Source organism: Pseudolabrys sp. Root1462 (assembly GCF_001426945.1).
GTDB lineage: Bacteria > Pseudomonadota > Alphaproteobacteria > Rhizobiales > Xanthobacteraceae > Pseudolabrys.
Genome location: NZ_LMFS01000004.1, coordinates 65049 through 79829 on the forward strand (window position 1 = coordinate 65049; position 14781 = coordinate 79829).

Genomic DNA, 14781 nt, shown 5'->3' on the forward strand with positions numbered 1-14781 from the left:
TGGCTTTCTTGGCGTCGTCACGAGATGAAGCGCGCGCCTCGTCAGCGCGCGCTTCCGCAGAACGGGGGAAACTCGGAAGTCAGCCTATCACGAACCCAGGCCGAGCGCCTTCTTCAGGTCATCCCACTTGGTGCGGGACGATTCGATCGGGCGCGTCGCGTCCGCGGTCCACTCGACCATGGAACCGTCGTAGAGGCTGACATCCTTGCGGCCGAGCAATTCGTGCAGGACGAACCAGTCGGTCGCGGCCCAGTGCCCGGTGTTGCAATAGGCCACCGCCGGCCCCTGCGGCAGATGCGAAGCGAGGGAAACCAGTTCGGCGCGCGGCTTCAGCTTGTTGGCGTGCGCGTCGTAGAAGCTGGCGCTGTCGAGACTGACCGCACCGGGAATATGCCCATAGGCCTTGGCGGCAGGCGCCTTTTCCTTGCCTTCGAAGAACGAGGCGGGACGCGCGTCGATCAGAGTCGCGTTCTTGGCGGTCTCGACCTTCTTCACGTCATCGGCCTTCGACAACAGGCTGCTGTTGAGGGTCGCGGTGAAGATCGTCGGTGACGGCTTCTTGATGCCGTTTTCAAGCGGCAAGCCGGCCGCTTTCCAGGCGGCGACGCCGCCGTCGAGGATCGAAACGTTGTTCACGCCGACGATTTTCAGCGTCCAGTAGGTGCGCGCCGCCGAACCGAAATCGGTGAAATTCACGCCGGCCGGGACGACGACGACATGGGTACTCTCGTCGATGCCGAGATCGCCGATCAGCTTCTCGAGCTCAGGGACGGTCGGCAGCATGAACGGCACGTCGTTGCGCGTCACGCGCCAGCCGGCCTTGTCGTAATCGCTGTGCACCGCGCCGGGAATGTGGGCTTCTTCGTAAGCCTTGGCGCCGCCGCCGTCGATCGCGGAGCGGATGTCGAGGACGAGAACGTTCTTGTCGGTGAGGTGCTCCTTGAGCCAGGAGACGCCGACCAGCGGCTGCGTCTCGGCGGCCGACGCGGAGAAGGTCGCGCTCAGCGACACCAGGGCGGCAAGGCTCGCAGCAACAAGCGGGGCGAAGAATTTTCTCATGACCGGGACCCATTCGAAACAAGGCACCTGCCGGCGCCATCACATGGCCCTTGAAATAGAATATTTTTCTCTGTAAAGACAGTACCGTTGTTCAAATAAGAAAATCCTTCTAGCCGCTGCGCTGCCCGTAGATCAACGATCCTGCCTTTTCAGGGAAACAGAGAATGGACGCCATCGACCGCAAGATCCTCGCCGTGGTCCAGGACAACGCCTCGCTGTCCGTCGCCGAAATCGGCCAGCGCGTCGGCCTGTCGTCCACGCCGTGCTGGAAGCGCCTGCAGCGGCTCGAGGCCGACGGCGTCATCACCAAGCGCGTCGCGCTGATCGATCCGGAAAAGGTCGGCCTCGGCATCACCGTGTTCGTTTCGGTGGAGACCGGCGACCATTCGCAGGACTGGCTGAAGAACTTCGCCGACGTCGTGAACGCGATGCCGGAGGTGATGGAATTCTACCGAATGGCGGGCGACGTCGATTACGTGCTGCGCGTCGTCGTTCAGGACATGGCGAGCTACGATACTTTCTATAAAAAGCTGATCGCCACGGTGCCGCTGAAGAACGTCACGTCGCGCTTCGCCATGGAGCGCATCAAGTCGACGACGGCGTTGCCGCTGGTCGAGCCGAAACCGGCGCGCTGACCAAGAACCGTCAGCTACAGGCGGTGCCGTTATAGGTCGGCGAAGTCTGGCGCGGCGCCATGTACATCTTGTCCGCCAGATTGAGCGATCCGGTGATGTTGTAGCCGACGGTCGGCGCGTAGGCGTAGCTGGCCTCGGCGAGGACGAGTTGCGTGTTGGCGACCGCGAGCGCCGAGGGCAAGGTCATGGTGCCGGAATTCGCCGTGCCGTTGCGCGTCACGCTCCATTTGACCGTCGCCTTCTTGGTGGCGTCGATGTTGATGCAGGTGATCGTCATCTTCAGCTTGCTGGCGTCGTAGGGCTGGATGATGCCGCTCGACGCATTGAGAATGTTGGTCATGTCGCTGGTCGAGATCGTCGTCACCTGCGCCGACAGGTTGGCAAGCGCTGCGGCGGTGAGGCTGACCTTGCGATCGACCGCCACGGCATCGGACACTTCGACACAGCCGAAATACAGACAGATCATGATCGGCGCGACCAGCGCGAACTCGACCGCGGAAACGCCACGACGATCGCGGACGAAGCGGCTGCGGCGAGGGCCGGCGATGAATGTCAGCACGCGATGGCTCAGCATGCGTTGCTCCCGCCATAGGGCTCGTTACGGAAGACCGATGTCGCGACCAGCAGCCGCTTGTTGCCGTTCAGATTCGCCAGATTGTTGCCGAGCAGCGAAACGTAGATCGGCCACTGGTAATACAGCGACACCTTGACGATGCAGCCCGGTCCGCCGGGCGTATAGGCCATCTTGGTGCTGTCGAACTGTCCATTCGAGACTGGCGAGGCTGCCGCGGTCACCGAGCTAAAGTCCGAGTAGGTCTTGACGTCGACATAGACGCCGCCGTTGCAATCGAACAGGCCGGCGATACGGCTGCACACCTGGTTCTTGAAATCGGTGGCGCTGAAGCCGTTGGTCTGCGCCTGTCCGGTCATGATCAGCCGCGCGGAATCGGCAGTCGCGGCTTCCAGCGTCTGCCCGGCAAAGAACACCAGCGCGGATTCGATGATGGCGAAGGTCAGCGCCAGGAACGGAGTTGCCACGAGCGCGAATTCGACGGCGGCGGCGCCGCTCTGCTGCTTGATGAAGCGCCGACCGATGCCGCCGCGCCAGCAGCCGCCGATGCGTTTCCTTATTTTACCGAACATGGCAGAGGTCCCAACGGCTCGCTAATGCGCCCAGCCGAGGTCCTTATAGCGAGACGGCGTTGTCGATTTCTTGCGCGCAATGACGAAAACGCCGGGACCGCGGTTTAACGTCCGCTAACCATGACGGGACGTTAACCGCGCCGGGCCTCAGCGGGCTGAGGGTGCCGCGCCGCCGCCGCCACCACCGCCGCCGATGCGCGCGCCGGACTGGCCGAGGATATTGCCGAAGTAGGTCGCCGAGTCGCCGAGCGTCAGACGCTTCTCGCATTCCGGCGCGCAGCTATAGGACTCGCGTTCGACGCCCTTGTACACGACGACCAGGTCCGCGCTGCCCGGCCCGGTGACCTGCACCGTTGTATCGAGGACGATCTTGCCGCTGCGGTTGAGCGCCAGCATGTTGGTCGAGCCGAAGCCCTTACCGGTCAGCACCAGCACGCCGCCGCCCTGCAGCGTGGCGTCGGCGATCAGCGGATTGCCGATGACGATGGTGGCGACGTTGTCGGGAAGCTTCATGATGCGGGCCTCGTCGACCGAGACCGTCACCGTTTCAGCCTGCGCCGCCCCCGCCAGTACACCGGCAAGCATGACGCCCGCCATGACCGTAAGCAGGCGGCTGGGACGTCTGAACGCGGCCGACATCGCATCTCTCCAACGCTACGCAATACTAAATCCCGCGCGGCCATACACGCCGGCGGGCCGAGACCGCTGCAGTTGACTGCAAATTGGTGAACGAAGTGCAAAGAGCCGGTGCGGCGTCGCCTACTGCCGGAACGGATAGAGCATCTGGGCGCCGAAGCTCTCGGGGAAGTGCTCGTCGTCGACGCCGTAAGCGTCCGGCAGCTCACCCTCGGGCATGTACCAGGTGCCGAACAAGATATCCCAGATCGGAAACGTGCCGGCGAAATTCATGTTGCCGCCGCGATCGGGCGAGGTGTGGTGCCAGCGGTGGAATATCGGACCGGCGAGCACGTATTTGAACGGACCCAGCGTCCAGTTCAGGTTGGCATGAACGAAGGCGGATGAGGCCGTGGTGAACGGCCCGACCCACAACATCACATTAGGCGAGATGCCGGCCAGCAGCAGCGCGGCATCGACCAATACGGTTCCGAACAGGATGTTGACCGGATGGAAGCGCGCCGCCGAGATCCAGTCCACCTCGGTCGAGGAGTGGTGGATGGCGTGGTACTTCCACATCGCCGCGCCGTGATAGAGGCGGTGGAACCAATACAGCAGAAAGTCGGAAACGACGAGGAAGGTGATCGCCTGCGCCCACAGTGGCAATCGCGCGAGCGGACCGAAGCCATCGTCGAAGAACGCCATCAGCTGGTCGCCGGTGTGGATGCCGTAGATATAGGCGGCGCCGGTCACCATCAGGCCGATGCGCACGAAGCGCGCCAGCAGCGGGATGAGGAACCAGTACAGGACGTCGGTCACGATCTCCCGCTTCCGCCACCACACCTGGCCGGGATTGCAGGCCGACCAGTGCGTCAACACGGCGAAGACCAAGCCCATCGCCAGCGTGATCGGCACGATCTTGAGCACCGTTTGTCCGGCGACCAGGAAGACAGAATAAAATTCGTTCAGCATGTCGGCGGCTCGCGGGATCACGGCTCCACCGTATCGGTATCGGCTTCGCGGATTAATGAGTGGTGAAAGCCGCGCATTCCACGCTGACCGGAGTCCGCATCGCCATTGCGATGGAGCAGGACCGGACCCGGTGACAGTATTGCCAGGCGAATACTTCGCCGAAGAAATATTGTATTGCCTGACAGATACAAGGAATTCCCGGGTTTGATTTTATGTATTCACTCGAATTAGAATAGAATATCCTATCAATATACATCATATACCAATTCTTAACCATAATATTCATTAGGTTACAGGTCATTAACTACGTTGAAATACCGAAGAATGACCCTGTATTTCTTAGATCACATTAAGACAGCCGCAAGACCTGCCGCGTAAGGTCCCGTCATCAGAACAGCGGGAGCCAATCCCAGCGTTTTGACCCTGCTCAGACAGCCTCGTGGATCAATGGAGCTACCGATGAAGAACCTGTTCGTGCGTTTCCTGAAGGACAATTCTGGCGCGACCGCCATCGAATACGGCCTGATCGCCGCCGGCATTTCGGTCGCCATCATTGCCGTCGTCAACGGCATCGGCACCAAGCTGAACACTTCGTTCAACAGCATCTCGACCCAGCTGAAATAAGCCGGGCGGCTGTGCATCACCAAGGGCTCCGGAGAATCCGGAGCCCTTTGCCTTTTGCGGCGGACCGGCGTCGCCGGCGCTGCTAACCGAACGGCAAGCATCGCGACGCTAGCTTGTCTGTGCCCGGGGGAGCGCCGGGCAAACCTGGCTGAACTGAAAGGTGCTGCAATGACGGCGGTCGACGCGATCAGGCTCGCTCTGTTCCCTGCGCTGATGGCTTTCGCCGCCTCGAGCGACCTGTTCACGATGACCATCTCCAACCGGCTGTCGCTGGCGCTGACCGGCGGCTTTGTGGTGCTGGCGTTCGCCGCCGGCATGCCGCTCGCGGCGATGGGCATGCATCTGGCCGCCGCGGCATGTGTGCTGGTGGTGGGTTTCGTCTTCTTCTCGCAGGGCTGGATCGGCGGCGGCGACGCCAAGCTGTTCGCCGCCACGGCGCTGTGGTTCGGCTTCGATCACCTGCTCGACTATGCGACCTATGCCTCGATCTTCGGCGGCGCCCTCACCCTCGCGCTGCTGCAGTTCCGCAAGCTGCCGTTGCCCGAGGCGCTGACGCGGCAGCCCTGGATCATGCGGTTGCATGAAGAACGCGGCGGCATCCCTTACGGCATCGCGCTCGCCGCTGCCGCGCTGGTCATCTACCCGAAGACGGGATGGATGCCGGGCGCCACGCCCTGACCGCAACCGCCTGCGTCACTGACGCCGGACCTTCTGCGCGCGTCGCTCGCGCCGCCTGTGACGCGCGCCGAATCTTACGGGCAACCGTTTATTAACTCGACTTAGTCACGGCTGCTTAACCATGCCTTGACCTTTAGCTGGTCAAATCCCTGCACGCGGCTGCTTCGGCCGCCATGTGGGTTTTGACGGCGTTTCGTTCCGTCTGTTGTGAGAGTGAGCGTATGAAAGCCGCGCGCATCGTGGTGTTGACAGTCGCCGTTGCCGCCGGTGGCGTTGCGGCGATGCTGGCTGGCCGCAGCCAGAAGCCGCCGGAAGCGCCCGCGCCGGTGGCCGCCAAACCCGCAACGATCGACGTCCTCGTTGCCAAGAGCAACATCGGCATGGGCCAGACGCTGAGCGCCAGCGAGGTCGAGTGGCAACCCTGGCCGATGGAAGCAGCCACTGGCAACTTCATCCGTAAAACCGATCGTCCCGCGGCGATCGAGAATTTGTCGGGCCAGATCGCGCGCTATCCCTTCGTGGCCGGAGAGCCGATCCGCGAAGCCAAACTGGTGAATTCGAAGGGATCCGGCTTCATGGCCGCGATCCTCCCGCCCGGCATGCGCGCTGTCTCGACACAGATTTCGCCGGAAACCTCGGCGGGCGGCTTTATTCTGCCGAATGACCATGTCGATGTGACGCTGACGCGGCGCGACCGCGAGGCCGAGAAAGCCACCGGCGTCGAAAGCTTCACCAGCGAGGTTGTTCTGCGCAACATCCGCGTCCTCGCGATCGACCAGAACGTCGAAGAGAAAAACGGCCAGAAGGTCGTGGTCGGCAAGACCGCGACGCTCGAGCTGTCGCCGCCGCAGGTCGAGACGCTCGCCCTGTCGCAGCAGCGCGGCACGCTGTCGCTGGCGCTGCGCAGCATCACCGATGCCGAAAAGACCGAAGCTCCGACCGAGGCGCCGCGTAACAACGGTGTCAACATCGTCCGCTTCGGCGTTTCAACCGTGAGCACGCCGCGATGATCGTTCGAAGGAAACTTCAGACCATGGCGAAACACCGCTCCATCCGCGCAGGCCTGCTGATGGGTCTGCTGGCGGCCGCGGCGCTCGCCGGATCGGCGCCGCTGCACGCGGCCGACACCGGAACCGGGGTGCCGGTGATCCAGGTGGCGGCGAGCGAGGCGACATCGCGCTTCATTCCCCTCGGCATCGGCAAATCGGTGGCGATCGACCTGCCGGCCGACATCAAGGATGTGCTGGTCGCGGACCCGACGGTCGCCAATGCCGTCGTGCGCACGTCGCGCCGCGTCTACATGATCGGCGTCAAGGTCGGCCAGACCAACATCTTCTTCTTCGACGCCAACGGCAAACAGATCGCCGGTTTCGATATCGCGGTGACCCGCGATCTCAACGGCGTTCGCGCGGCGCTCAAACAGGCGATGCCGGATGCCACCATCCGCATCGAAGGCGTCGGTGACGGCATCATGCTGTCGGGCTCGGCGGCGAGCGCGGCCGAATCCCAGCAGGCCTACGATCTCGCGTCCCGGCTCGTCGGCGACGGCACCAAGGTCGTCAACGGAATCACCGTGCGCGGCCGCGATCAGGTCATGCTCAAGGTGACGGTCGCCGAAGTCCGTCGCGACGTCATCAAGCAGCTCGGCGTCGATCTGTCCGGCAGCTTCAACGTCGGCAACAGCGCGCTCAACCTCAATACCCAGAACTCGTTCTCCGCGGTCGGCCAGACCCTCAGCGAAACCGCGTTCGGTGTGTCCTGGAAGGGCCTGACCGCGACGTTGCGCGCGATGGACCGCGCCGGCGTGCTGCGCACATTGGCCGAACCGAACCTGACCGCGATCTCCGGCGAAACCGCGAGTTTCGTGGCCGGCGGCGAATTCCCCATTCCCAACGGTCTGTCGTGCGACACCACCAAATCGCCGCCGGTCTGTCAGTCGCAGGTCGACTTCAAGAAGTTCGGCGTCGGCCTGGTGTTCACGCCGGTCGTCCTGTCCGAAGGCCGCATCAGCCTGAAGGTGATGACGGAAGTCTCCGATCTCTCGACCGACAACGCGCTGACGCTGACGGTGCCGGGCGCGACCCAGTCGCTGACCATCCCCTCGATTTCGACCCGGCGCGCCGAAACCACCGTGGAAATCCCCTCGGGCGGTTCGCTGACCCTGGCCGGCATGATCCAGGAAAAGACCAAGCAGCAGATTAACGGGGTTCCCGGTCTGATGCAGGTGCCGATCCTCGGCTCGCTGTTCAAGAGCCGCGACTACATCAACAACCAGACCGAACTCGTCGTCATCGTAACGCCCTACATCGTGCGGGCGGTGGCACAGAAGCAACTGTCGCGGCCCGATGACGGCTTCGCGGACCCGAGCGACCCGTCGACGGCGCTGCTCGGCCGCCTCAACCGCATCTACGGCGAGCCCGGCAATTCGAACCCACCGCCGGCGGGGGATTACCACGGCAAATACGGTTTCATCCTCGATTGAGCGGCGGAGACGGTGCAATGACAGCTTTGCGAATTCAGACCGACAGGCGCCGGCAAGCGGCGCTTCGGTTGCTCGCTGCCGCGGCGCTGACGAGCCTGCTCGGCGGCTGCTACCAGACGCAGACCGCCCGGAATGAATATCCGACCGACTATCGTGACCGCCATCCGATCACGGTGCGCGAAGGTTCGCGCCAGGTCGATGTGTTCATCAGCAGCAATCGCGGTGGACTGAGCCCCTCGCAACGGGCCGACGTGCTCGCCTTCGCGCAGAACTGGCGGCACGAGGCCAAGAGCGGGATCATCGTCGAGGTGCCGCATGGCGGCGCCGTCGATCGTGCGGCCAACGACACGATGCGCGAGATCCATTCGATCTTCGCCGCCTCGGGCGTGCCGCGCAACGCGGTGTTCGTGCGGCAGTACCGACCGACGGCCGCGTCGCTGACCAGCATCAAGATCGGTTACTCGAAGATGGTCGCCGAAGCCGGTCCCTGCGGCCAGTGGCCGAACGATCTGGGGCCCAGCGCCGACCGCAACTACTTCGAGAACCGGCCTTACTGGAATTTCGGCTGCGCGACGCAGCGCAATCTGGCTTCGCAGGTCGATAATCCGGCCGATCTCGTGCAGCCGCGCGGCGAAGCGCCGGCCCCGGCAGGACGACGCTCGGTGGCGCTCGACAAGTATCGCAGGGGTGAAAATCCGAGCGCCGGCTATCAGGGCGACTCGAACGGTTACGACAACGGCAAGATCAGCGACCTCGGCAAATGATCAAGAACGGCAACTTCACCGCACCGACCGAAGACGTCAGCCTGGCGCCGGCAGCGCCGCTGTCTGAGGAACACATTGCGCCGGCGCCGCGCGTGTCGGTGCAGGCGTTCTGCGAAACGGTGGAGACGGCAGCCGCGGTGCAGTCGGCCGGCGAAGACCGCCGGCTGGCCAAGGCGCACGTCAAGATCCAGATGGGCGGCGCCACCGCCGCCGTCGAAGCTTATCGCAACTCACCGACGCCGAACGTCATCATCATCGAGGCGGAAAGCCGCGGCGACGCGATCCTCACCCGGCTCGACCAGCTTGCCGAAGTCTGCGACGCCGGCACGCGGGTCGTCGTCGTCGGCCGGATCAACGATGTCATGCTCTATCGCGAGCTGACACGGCGCGGCGTCAGCGACTACCTGATTGCGCCGGTTTCCACCATCGACGTGGTGCGTGCCGTGTGCGGCCTTTTCCACGCGCCGGAGGCCAAGCCGGTCGGCCGCATCATCGCGGTGGTCGGCGCCAAAGGCGGCGTCGGCGCCTCGACCGTCGCGCACAATATCTCCTGGGCGATCGCGCGCGATCTCAGCCTCGACACGGTGGTCACCGATCTCGACCTCGCCTTCGGCACCGCGGGTCTCGACTACAACCAGGATCCGCCGCAGGGCATCGCCGACGCGGTGTTCTCGCCGGACCGCATCGACACCGCATTCGTCGATCGCCTGCTGTCGAAGTGCACCGATCACCTCAGCCTGCTGGCGGCGCCGGCCACGCTCGACCGGGTCTACGATTTCGGCCCCGAGGCATTCGACGCCATCCTCGATTCGATGCGCGCCTCGATCCCGTGCGTGATCCTCGACATCCCGCATGTGTGGTCCGGCTGGACCCGGCGGCTTCTTGTCAGCGCCGACGAAATCCTGATCGTCGCCGGGCCGGACCTCGCCAATCTGCGCAACGCCAAGAACATGGTCGATCTGCTGCGCGTGGCGCGGCCGAACGATCACCGCCCGCACTATTGCCTGAACCAGATCGGCGTGCCGAAACGGCCCGAGATCTCGCCGGCCGATTTCGCCAAGGCGCTGGAAGATCAGCCGCTGACCATCATCCCGTTCGAGCCGCAACTGTTCGGCACCGCCGCCAACAACGGCCAGATGATTGCCGAAGTTTCGGCCAGCCACAAAACGGCGGAGCTGTTCCGCCAGATGGCGCAAGTGCTCACCGGTCGCGCCGAAGCCAAGCGCGGACGTCCTGGCCTGCTCGGCAAGTTGCTCAAGCGCGCCGGCTAGCGCTGGAAATGTGATCGATTGTCTGGAGTAAAGCGACGTGTTCGGTAAGCGTGGCGTCAACACCGATTTCCGCGGCACGGCACCTGCCGAGCCGGCGGCGCCTGCGCAACGCGCGGCGGCGCCGATGGCGGTTGCGCCGGAGCTCGAGTCACAGTCGGCGCCGGCGGCTCCTGTCGAAAGCGGCCGCACCCCCTTCCCGTCCGACGGACTGGGCGCGCCGCTGGTGCCGGCGCCGACGCCGGAACGCCGCCAGGCGGCCGTCAACATGCCGGCCGTCGATTCCCGCCGCTCGGAAGCCTATTACGTCACCAAGGGCACGATCTTCGGCGCGCTGATCGAGGCGATCGATCTGGCGCAGCTCGCGCGCCTCGACGCCGACTCGGCGCGCGAGGAAATCCGCGACATCGTCAACGAGATCATCTCGATCAAGAATATCGTGATGTCGATCTCCGAGCAGGAGGAACTGCTCGACGACATCTGCAACGACGTTCTCGGCTTCGGTCCGCTCGAGCCGCTGCTGGCCCGCGACGACATCGCCGACATCATGGTCAACGGTTCCGGCACCGTTTACATCGAAGTCAAAGGCAAAATTCAGCGCACCGGCATCCGCTTTCGAGACAACCAGCAGCTGCTGAACATCTGCCAGCGCATCGTCAGCCAGGTCGGCCGCCGCGTCGACGAAGCCTCGCCGATCTGCGACGCGCGCTTGCCGGACGGCTCCCGCGTCAACGCCATCGTGCCGCCGCTGGCGATCGACGGCCCCGCGCTCACCATTCGTAAGTTCAAGAAGGACAAGCTGACCCTCGATCAGCTCGTCAAGTTCGGCACGATCACCCAGCAGGGCGCGGAAATCCTGCGCATCATCGGGCGCTCGCGGGTCAATACGCTGGTTTCCGGCGGCACCGGTTCCGGCAAGACCACGCTGCTCAACTGTCTGACGCAGTTCATCGACGACGACGAGCGCATCATCACCTGCGAAGACGCCGCGGAATTGCAATTGCAACAGCCCCACGTGGTGCGGCTGGAAACGCGCCCGCCGAACCTGGAAGGCGAAGGCCAGGTGACGATGCGCGACCTGGTGCGCAACTGTCTGCGTATGCGTCCCGAGCGCATCATCGTCGGCGAAGTCCGCGGACCCGAGGCGTTCGACTTGCTGCAGGCCATGAACACCGGCCACGACGGCTCGATGGGCACGCTGCACGCCAACAATCCGCGCGAAGCGCTGTCGCGCTGCGAATCGATGATCACGATGGGCGGCTTCTCGCTGCCGTCGCGCACCATCCGCGAGATGATCGTCGCCTCGGTGGACGTCGTGATCCAGGCCGCGCGTCTGCGCGACGGCTCGCGCCGCATCACGCACATCACCGAGGTGATGGGCATGGAAGGCGACGTCATCATCACCCAGGACCTTTTCGTCTACGACATGATCGGCGAGGCGGCCGACGGTTCGATCATCGGCCAGCACCGCTCGACCGGCATCGGCCGTCCGCGGTTCTGGGATCGCGCGCGCTATTACGGCGAGGAAAAGCGGCTGGCGGCAGCTCTCGATGCCGCCGAAGCCGCCAACGAAGCCATCCGGGGCTGAACGGAGGTCCGGCATGGAACAACTGCCGATCTTCCTGCTCGCCGCGGTCGCCGTCGGCGGCGTCGCTTACGTCTTCATCTATCCGATCCTGTCGGGCGAGAAGACCACCGAAAAGCGCGTGGCCACGGTCGCGCGCACCACGGCGACGTCGCGGACGCCGCGAAACGCGCCGCAGAAGAGCCGCCGCGACACCATCGAAAACACGTTGAAGGAATTCGAGGAACGGAACAAGAAGACCAAATCGCCGCCGCTGTCGGTTCGTATCGCCCAGTCGGGCCTCAGCTGGTCGAAGCACACCTTCTTTCTGGTTTCGGGCGCCGTCGGCATCGTCTTGTTTCTGCTCGGCACCGCCTCCGGCGCCGGCTTATTGCCGGCGGTCGGCCTCGGCTTTGCCGGCGCCTTCGGCCTGCCGCGCTGGTTCCTCGGCTTCCGCAAGAGACGCCGCGAGCAGAAGTTTCTCAATGCGTTTCCCGACGCGGTCGACGTCATCGTGCGCGGCGTCAAGGCCGGCCTGCCGCTGCTCGACTGCATCAAGATGATCGCGATCGACGCACCGGAGCCGGTGCGCTCGGAATTCCGCAGCATCCTCGAAACCCAGGCCATCGGCATGCCGCTCGGCGAAGCCTGCGGCAAGCTCTACGAGCGCATGCCGCTGCCGGAGGCGAACTTCTTCGGCATCGTCGTCTCCATCCAGCAGAAGGCCGGCGGCAACCTGGCGGAGACGCTGAGCAACCTGTCGCGCGTGCTGCGCGACCGCAAGAAAATGAAAGCCAAGATTCAGGCGATGTCGCAGGAAGCCAAAGCGTCCGCCGCCATCATCGGCGCCCTGCCGCTCGCCGTGATGACGCTCGTGTGGCTGACCAGCCCGGCCTACATCAATCTTCTGTTCACCGAACCCCTCGGCCACATCATGCTCGCCGGTTCGGCGACGTGGATGGCGATGGGCGTCCTGGTGATGAAGAAGATGATCAATTTCGACTTCTGATGTGAACCGATGATCGATCTGATCTCAAATTCGCTCAACGCCCAGACGATGACGGTGATCTTCGCCGCCGTCGCCGCTATGGCGACGGTCTTGACCATCGCCATGCCGATCGTCTTCGCCAATCCTCTCGACAAGCGCATGAAGGCGGTGGCGATCGAGCGCGAGAAGATCCGCGCGCGCGAGCGCGAGCGCATGGCGCTGGAGAAAGACAAGGTGTCGCTGCGGCAATCGCCGAAGCAGTACATCCAGAAGACGGTCGATAACTTCAACCTCAACAAGTGGTTCGGGCAGGAAGAAGCGCGCCTCAAGCTGGTTCAGGCGGGCTATCGCGGCCAGGCGCCCTATATCACCTTCCTTTTCGTGCGCATGGTGACGCCGATCGCGGCCTTCCTGTTCGCCGCGTTTTACCTGTTCGTCGTCCTCGACTTCGATCAGCCGGCCACCGTCAAGCTCGGCCTTTGCATCGGCGCCGCCTATCTCGGCATGCACCTGCCGCTGATGCTCCTGAAGAGCAAGATCCAGAAGCGCCAGGTCTCGATCAAGCGCGCCTTCCCCGACACGCTCGACCTGCTGCTGATCTGCGTCGAATCCGGCATGTCGATCGAAGCCGCGCTGAAGAAGGTCAGCGAGGCCATCGGCACGCAGTCGGTTCCGCTGGCGGAAGAACTGACCCTGACGACCGCGGAATTGTCGTACCTACCCGATCGCCGCCAGGCCTACGACAACCTGGCCAAGCGCACCGATCTCGAGGGCGTCAAATCCGTGTGCATGGCGCTGACCCAGGCGGAAAAGTACGGCACGCCGCTCGCGAACATGCTGCGCGTGATGGCGCAGGAAAATCGCGACATGCGTATGTCCGAAGCCGAGAAGAAAGCCGCCGGCCTGCCGCCGAAGCTGACGGTGCCGATGATCCTGTTCTTCCTGCCAGTGCTGTTTGTCGTGATTCTCGGGCCGGCTGCCATCAAGGTGATGGCGCTCAACTAGCGCGGCGTTGCACGCCCGCTTCAACCGCCGGGATTCGGCGGCGGGACGTAGCCCTTGTTGCCGCGCTTGTGTTCGGCCAGCACCTGCCGGAGATAATCGACATTGGCGGCGGCTTCGTCAGCGGACAGACCCTGGCGGGCAATCTGCTCGGCGTCGGCAAACTTGCCGCGCAGGCCGACCACCAGCGCGAGATTCTGCCGCACTTTCGGATCGGCTCCCGGCTGCGCCAGCGCGCGGCGCAGGGTGACCTCGGCGCGCTTGAGATCCTTGGTCAGCAGATAGGACAGTCCGAGATTGGAGAGCACCGAAGGCTCGTCCGGCATCAGCTTGAGCGCCGATGTGTAATGCTTCTGTGCGTCGGCGTGGCGGCCGAGCTGGTCGAGCACGGCGCCCTGGGCATTGAGAATGCGCCAATCCGGATTGTCCGGGGTGTGGGCGCGGCCGAGCACGTCGAGCGCCTGCTGCAGATTGCCTGCGGCCGCCAGCGCGCGGCCGTATTCGCCGAGCAACTGCATGTTCTCGGGATTGCGGATCGCCGCCTGCTCCAGCACCGCCACCGCCTGTGCTCGCTGGCCGATGGCGCGCAGTGCGCGGGCGTATTTGATCGCCGCCTCAACACTCGACGGATCCTGACGATAGCGCGCGCCCCAGGCTTCCATGGACTGGCGCCATTCGCCGTCGGTGCGCGGCGTATCGTCGGCACTGGCGCGGACGTTGCCGATCGAGCCGGTGACATCCGAATTGGTGGTGTTGCAGCCGGCCAGGCCGAGCGCCAGCACGGCGGCCAACGCGGCGGATACGAGGAGGCGCGCGTGAGGATGACGCATGGGCAGCCCGCTGATGCGATGGGAGACGTGCGGCGGCATGGATCAGCAATAAAACGTTAACCCTAACGAGTGGTTAACCCGGCGCCGGCGGCCTAATCTGCCTCTCGCCCACCCGCCTTGGCCCGGTTATGACCGGGCAGCCCGCCTTTGGAGTAGA

Annotated in this window: 16 protein-coding genes; 10 read left to right on the plus strand and 6 right to left on the minus strand. The window is 64.2% G+C overall.

Annotated features, from left to right (window positions below; genetic code table 11):
• Nucleotides 1–87 precede the first annotated feature (87 nt).
• Complete coding sequence (locus tag ASD45_RS21235) at nt 88–1059, minus strand: sulfurtransferase (protein WP_056913710.1); 972 nt, start codon at nt 1057–1059, stop codon at nt 88–90.
• 164 nt (nt 1060–1223) lie between these two features.
• Here ASD45_RS21235 and ASD45_RS21240 point away from each other — a divergent pair, with 164 nt between their 5' ends.
• Nucleotides 1224–1694 (plus strand): Lrp/AsnC family transcriptional regulator, encoded by a 471-nt coding sequence (locus ASD45_RS21240; RefSeq protein ID WP_056913711.1) that lies wholly within the window; start codon nt 1224–1226, stop codon nt 1692–1694.
• A gap of 10 nt (nt 1695–1704) precedes the next feature.
• Here ASD45_RS21240 and ASD45_RS21245 read toward each other — a convergent pair whose 3' ends face one another.
• From ASD45_RS21245 to ASD45_RS21260, 4 genes are all read right to left on the minus strand, one after another.
• Complete coding sequence (locus ASD45_RS21245; RefSeq protein WP_056913712.1) at nt 1705–2268, minus strand: TadE/TadG family type IV pilus assembly protein; 564 nt, start codon at nt 2266–2268, stop codon at nt 1705–1707.
• Nucleotides 2262–2837: a TadE/TadG family type IV pilus assembly protein gene (locus ASD45_RS21250; protein WP_056913713.1), complete on the minus strand. Its 576-nt coding sequence runs from the start codon at nt 2835–2837 to the stop codon at nt 2262–2264. The genes ASD45_RS21245 and ASD45_RS21250 overlap by 7 nt, the downstream gene beginning before the upstream one ends.
• 147 nt (nt 2838–2984) lie before the next feature.
• The gene (locus ASD45_RS21255) at nt 2985–3476 is read right to left on the minus strand and encodes a pilus assembly protein N-terminal domain-containing protein (RefSeq protein ID WP_056913714.1); all 492 of its coding nucleotides are present in this window, start codon (nt 3474–3476) and stop codon (nt 2985–2987) included.
• Nucleotides 3477–3596: 120 nt separating this feature from the next.
• A complete protein-coding gene (locus ASD45_RS21260) occupies nt 3597–4424 on the minus strand; it encodes a sterol desaturase family protein (protein WP_056913715.1) in 828 nt (275 codons plus the stop codon).
• Nucleotides 4425–4883: 459 nt separating this feature from the next.
• Here ASD45_RS21260 and ASD45_RS23205 point away from each other — a divergent pair, with 459 nt between their 5' ends.
• The 9 genes from ASD45_RS23205 to ASD45_RS21300 all read left to right on the plus strand — a co-directional run bounded on the left by ASD45_RS23205 (nt 4884) and on the right by ASD45_RS21300 (nt 13797).
• Nucleotides 4884–5048, plus strand: coding sequence for a Flp family type IVb pilin (locus ASD45_RS23205; RefSeq protein ID WP_082541105.1), 165 nt, complete (start codon nt 4884–4886; stop codon nt 5046–5048).
• Nucleotides 5049–5216: 168 nt separating this feature from the next.
• Nucleotides 5217–5726, plus strand: coding sequence for a prepilin peptidase (locus ASD45_RS21265; RefSeq protein WP_056913716.1), 510 nt, complete (start codon nt 5217–5219; stop codon nt 5724–5726).
• A gap of 221 nt (nt 5727–5947) precedes the next feature.
• Nucleotides 5948–6736, plus strand: coding sequence for a Flp pilus assembly protein CpaB (cpaB, locus tag ASD45_RS21270; RefSeq protein WP_056913717.1), 789 nt, complete (start codon nt 5948–5950; stop codon nt 6734–6736).
• A gap of 23 nt (nt 6737–6759) precedes the next feature.
• Entirely contained in the window at nt 6760–8208 is a 1449-nt protein-coding gene (locus ASD45_RS21275; protein WP_244485596.1) for a type II and III secretion system protein family protein, read from the plus strand.
• Nucleotides 8209–8225: 17 nt separating this feature from the next.
• Entirely contained in the window at nt 8226–8972 is a 747-nt protein-coding gene (locus ASD45_RS21280; protein WP_056913719.1) for a CpaD family pilus assembly protein, read from the plus strand.
• A complete protein-coding gene (locus tag ASD45_RS21285; RefSeq protein WP_056913720.1) occupies nt 8969–10243 on the plus strand; it encodes an AAA family ATPase in 1275 nt (424 codons plus the stop codon). Before ASD45_RS21280 ends, ASD45_RS21285 begins: the two co-directional genes overlap by 4 nt.
• Nucleotides 10244–10280: 37 nt before the next feature.
• Nucleotides 10281–11828, plus strand: coding sequence for a CpaF family protein (locus tag ASD45_RS21290; protein WP_056913721.1), 1548 nt, complete (start codon nt 10281–10283; stop codon nt 11826–11828).
• A 13-nt stretch (nt 11829–11841) separates the two neighbouring features.
• A complete protein-coding gene (locus ASD45_RS21295; RefSeq protein ID WP_056913722.1) occupies nt 11842–12813 on the plus strand; it encodes a type II secretion system F family protein in 972 nt (323 codons plus the stop codon).
• 9 nt (nt 12814–12822) lie between these two features.
• Complete coding sequence (locus tag ASD45_RS21300) at nt 12823–13797, plus strand: type II secretion system F family protein (RefSeq protein WP_056913723.1); 975 nt, start codon at nt 12823–12825, stop codon at nt 13795–13797.
• Between the two features lie 20 nt (nt 13798–13817).
• Here the strand turns inward: ASD45_RS21300 and ASD45_RS21305 are convergent, their stop codons facing one another.
• Nucleotides 13818–14624 carry a tetratricopeptide repeat protein gene (locus ASD45_RS21305; RefSeq protein WP_056913980.1) on the minus strand — a complete coding sequence of 269 codons (807 nt, stop codon included), beginning with the start codon at nt 14622–14624 and terminating at the stop codon, nt 13818–13820.
• Between the last annotated feature and the right edge of the window lie 157 nt (nt 14625–14781).

What these genes read in the sequence shown, in the direction of transcription:
- ASD45_RS21235 (WP_056913710.1), bottom strand. Translation starts at nt 1,059, where the DNA reads ATGAGAAAATTCTTCGCCCCGCTTGTTGCTGCGAGCCTTGCCGCCCTG.
- ASD45_RS21240 (WP_056913711.1), top strand. Translation starts at nt 1,224, where the DNA reads ATGGACGCCATCGACCGCAAGATCCTCGCCGTGGTCCAGGACAACGCC.
- ASD45_RS21245 (WP_056913712.1), bottom strand. Translation starts at nt 2,268, where the DNA reads ATGCTGAGCCATCGCGTGCTGACATTCATCGCCGGCCCTCGCCGCAGC.
- ASD45_RS21250 (WP_056913713.1), bottom strand. Translation starts at nt 2,837, where the DNA reads ATGTTCGGTAAAATAAGGAAACGCATCGGCGGCTGCTGGCGCGGCGGC.
- ASD45_RS21255 (WP_056913714.1), bottom strand. Translation starts at nt 3,476, where the DNA reads ATGTCGGCCGCGTTCAGACGTCCCAGCCGCCTGCTTACGGTCATGGCG.
- ASD45_RS21260 (WP_056913715.1), bottom strand. Translation starts at nt 4,424, where the DNA reads ATGCTGAACGAATTTTATTCTGTCTTCCTGGTCGCCGGACAAACGGTG.
- ASD45_RS23205 (WP_082541105.1), top strand. Translation starts at nt 4,884, where the DNA reads ATGAAGAACCTGTTCGTGCGTTTCCTGAAGGACAATTCTGGCGCGACC.
- ASD45_RS21265 (WP_056913716.1), top strand. Translation starts at nt 5,217, where the DNA reads ATGACGGCGGTCGACGCGATCAGGCTCGCTCTGTTCCCTGCGCTGATG.
- cpaB (WP_056913717.1), top strand. Translation starts at nt 5,948, where the DNA reads ATGAAAGCCGCGCGCATCGTGGTGTTGACAGTCGCCGTTGCCGCCGGT.
- ASD45_RS21275 (WP_244485596.1), top strand. Translation starts at nt 6,760, where the DNA reads ATGGCGAAACACCGCTCCATCCGCGCAGGCCTGCTGATGGGTCTGCTG.
- ASD45_RS21280 (WP_056913719.1), top strand. Translation starts at nt 8,226, where the DNA reads ATGACAGCTTTGCGAATTCAGACCGACAGGCGCCGGCAAGCGGCGCTT.
- ASD45_RS21285 (WP_056913720.1), top strand. Translation starts at nt 8,969, where the DNA reads ATGATCAAGAACGGCAACTTCACCGCACCGACCGAAGACGTCAGCCTG.
- ASD45_RS21295 (WP_056913722.1), top strand. Translation starts at nt 11,842, where the DNA reads ATGGAACAACTGCCGATCTTCCTGCTCGCCGCGGTCGCCGTCGGCGGC.
- ASD45_RS21300 (WP_056913723.1), top strand. Translation starts at nt 12,823, where the DNA reads ATGATCGATCTGATCTCAAATTCGCTCAACGCCCAGACGATGACGGTG.
- ASD45_RS21305 (WP_056913980.1), bottom strand. Translation starts at nt 14,624, where the DNA reads ATGCGTCATCCTCACGCGCGCCTCCTCGTATCCGCCGCGTTGGCCGCC.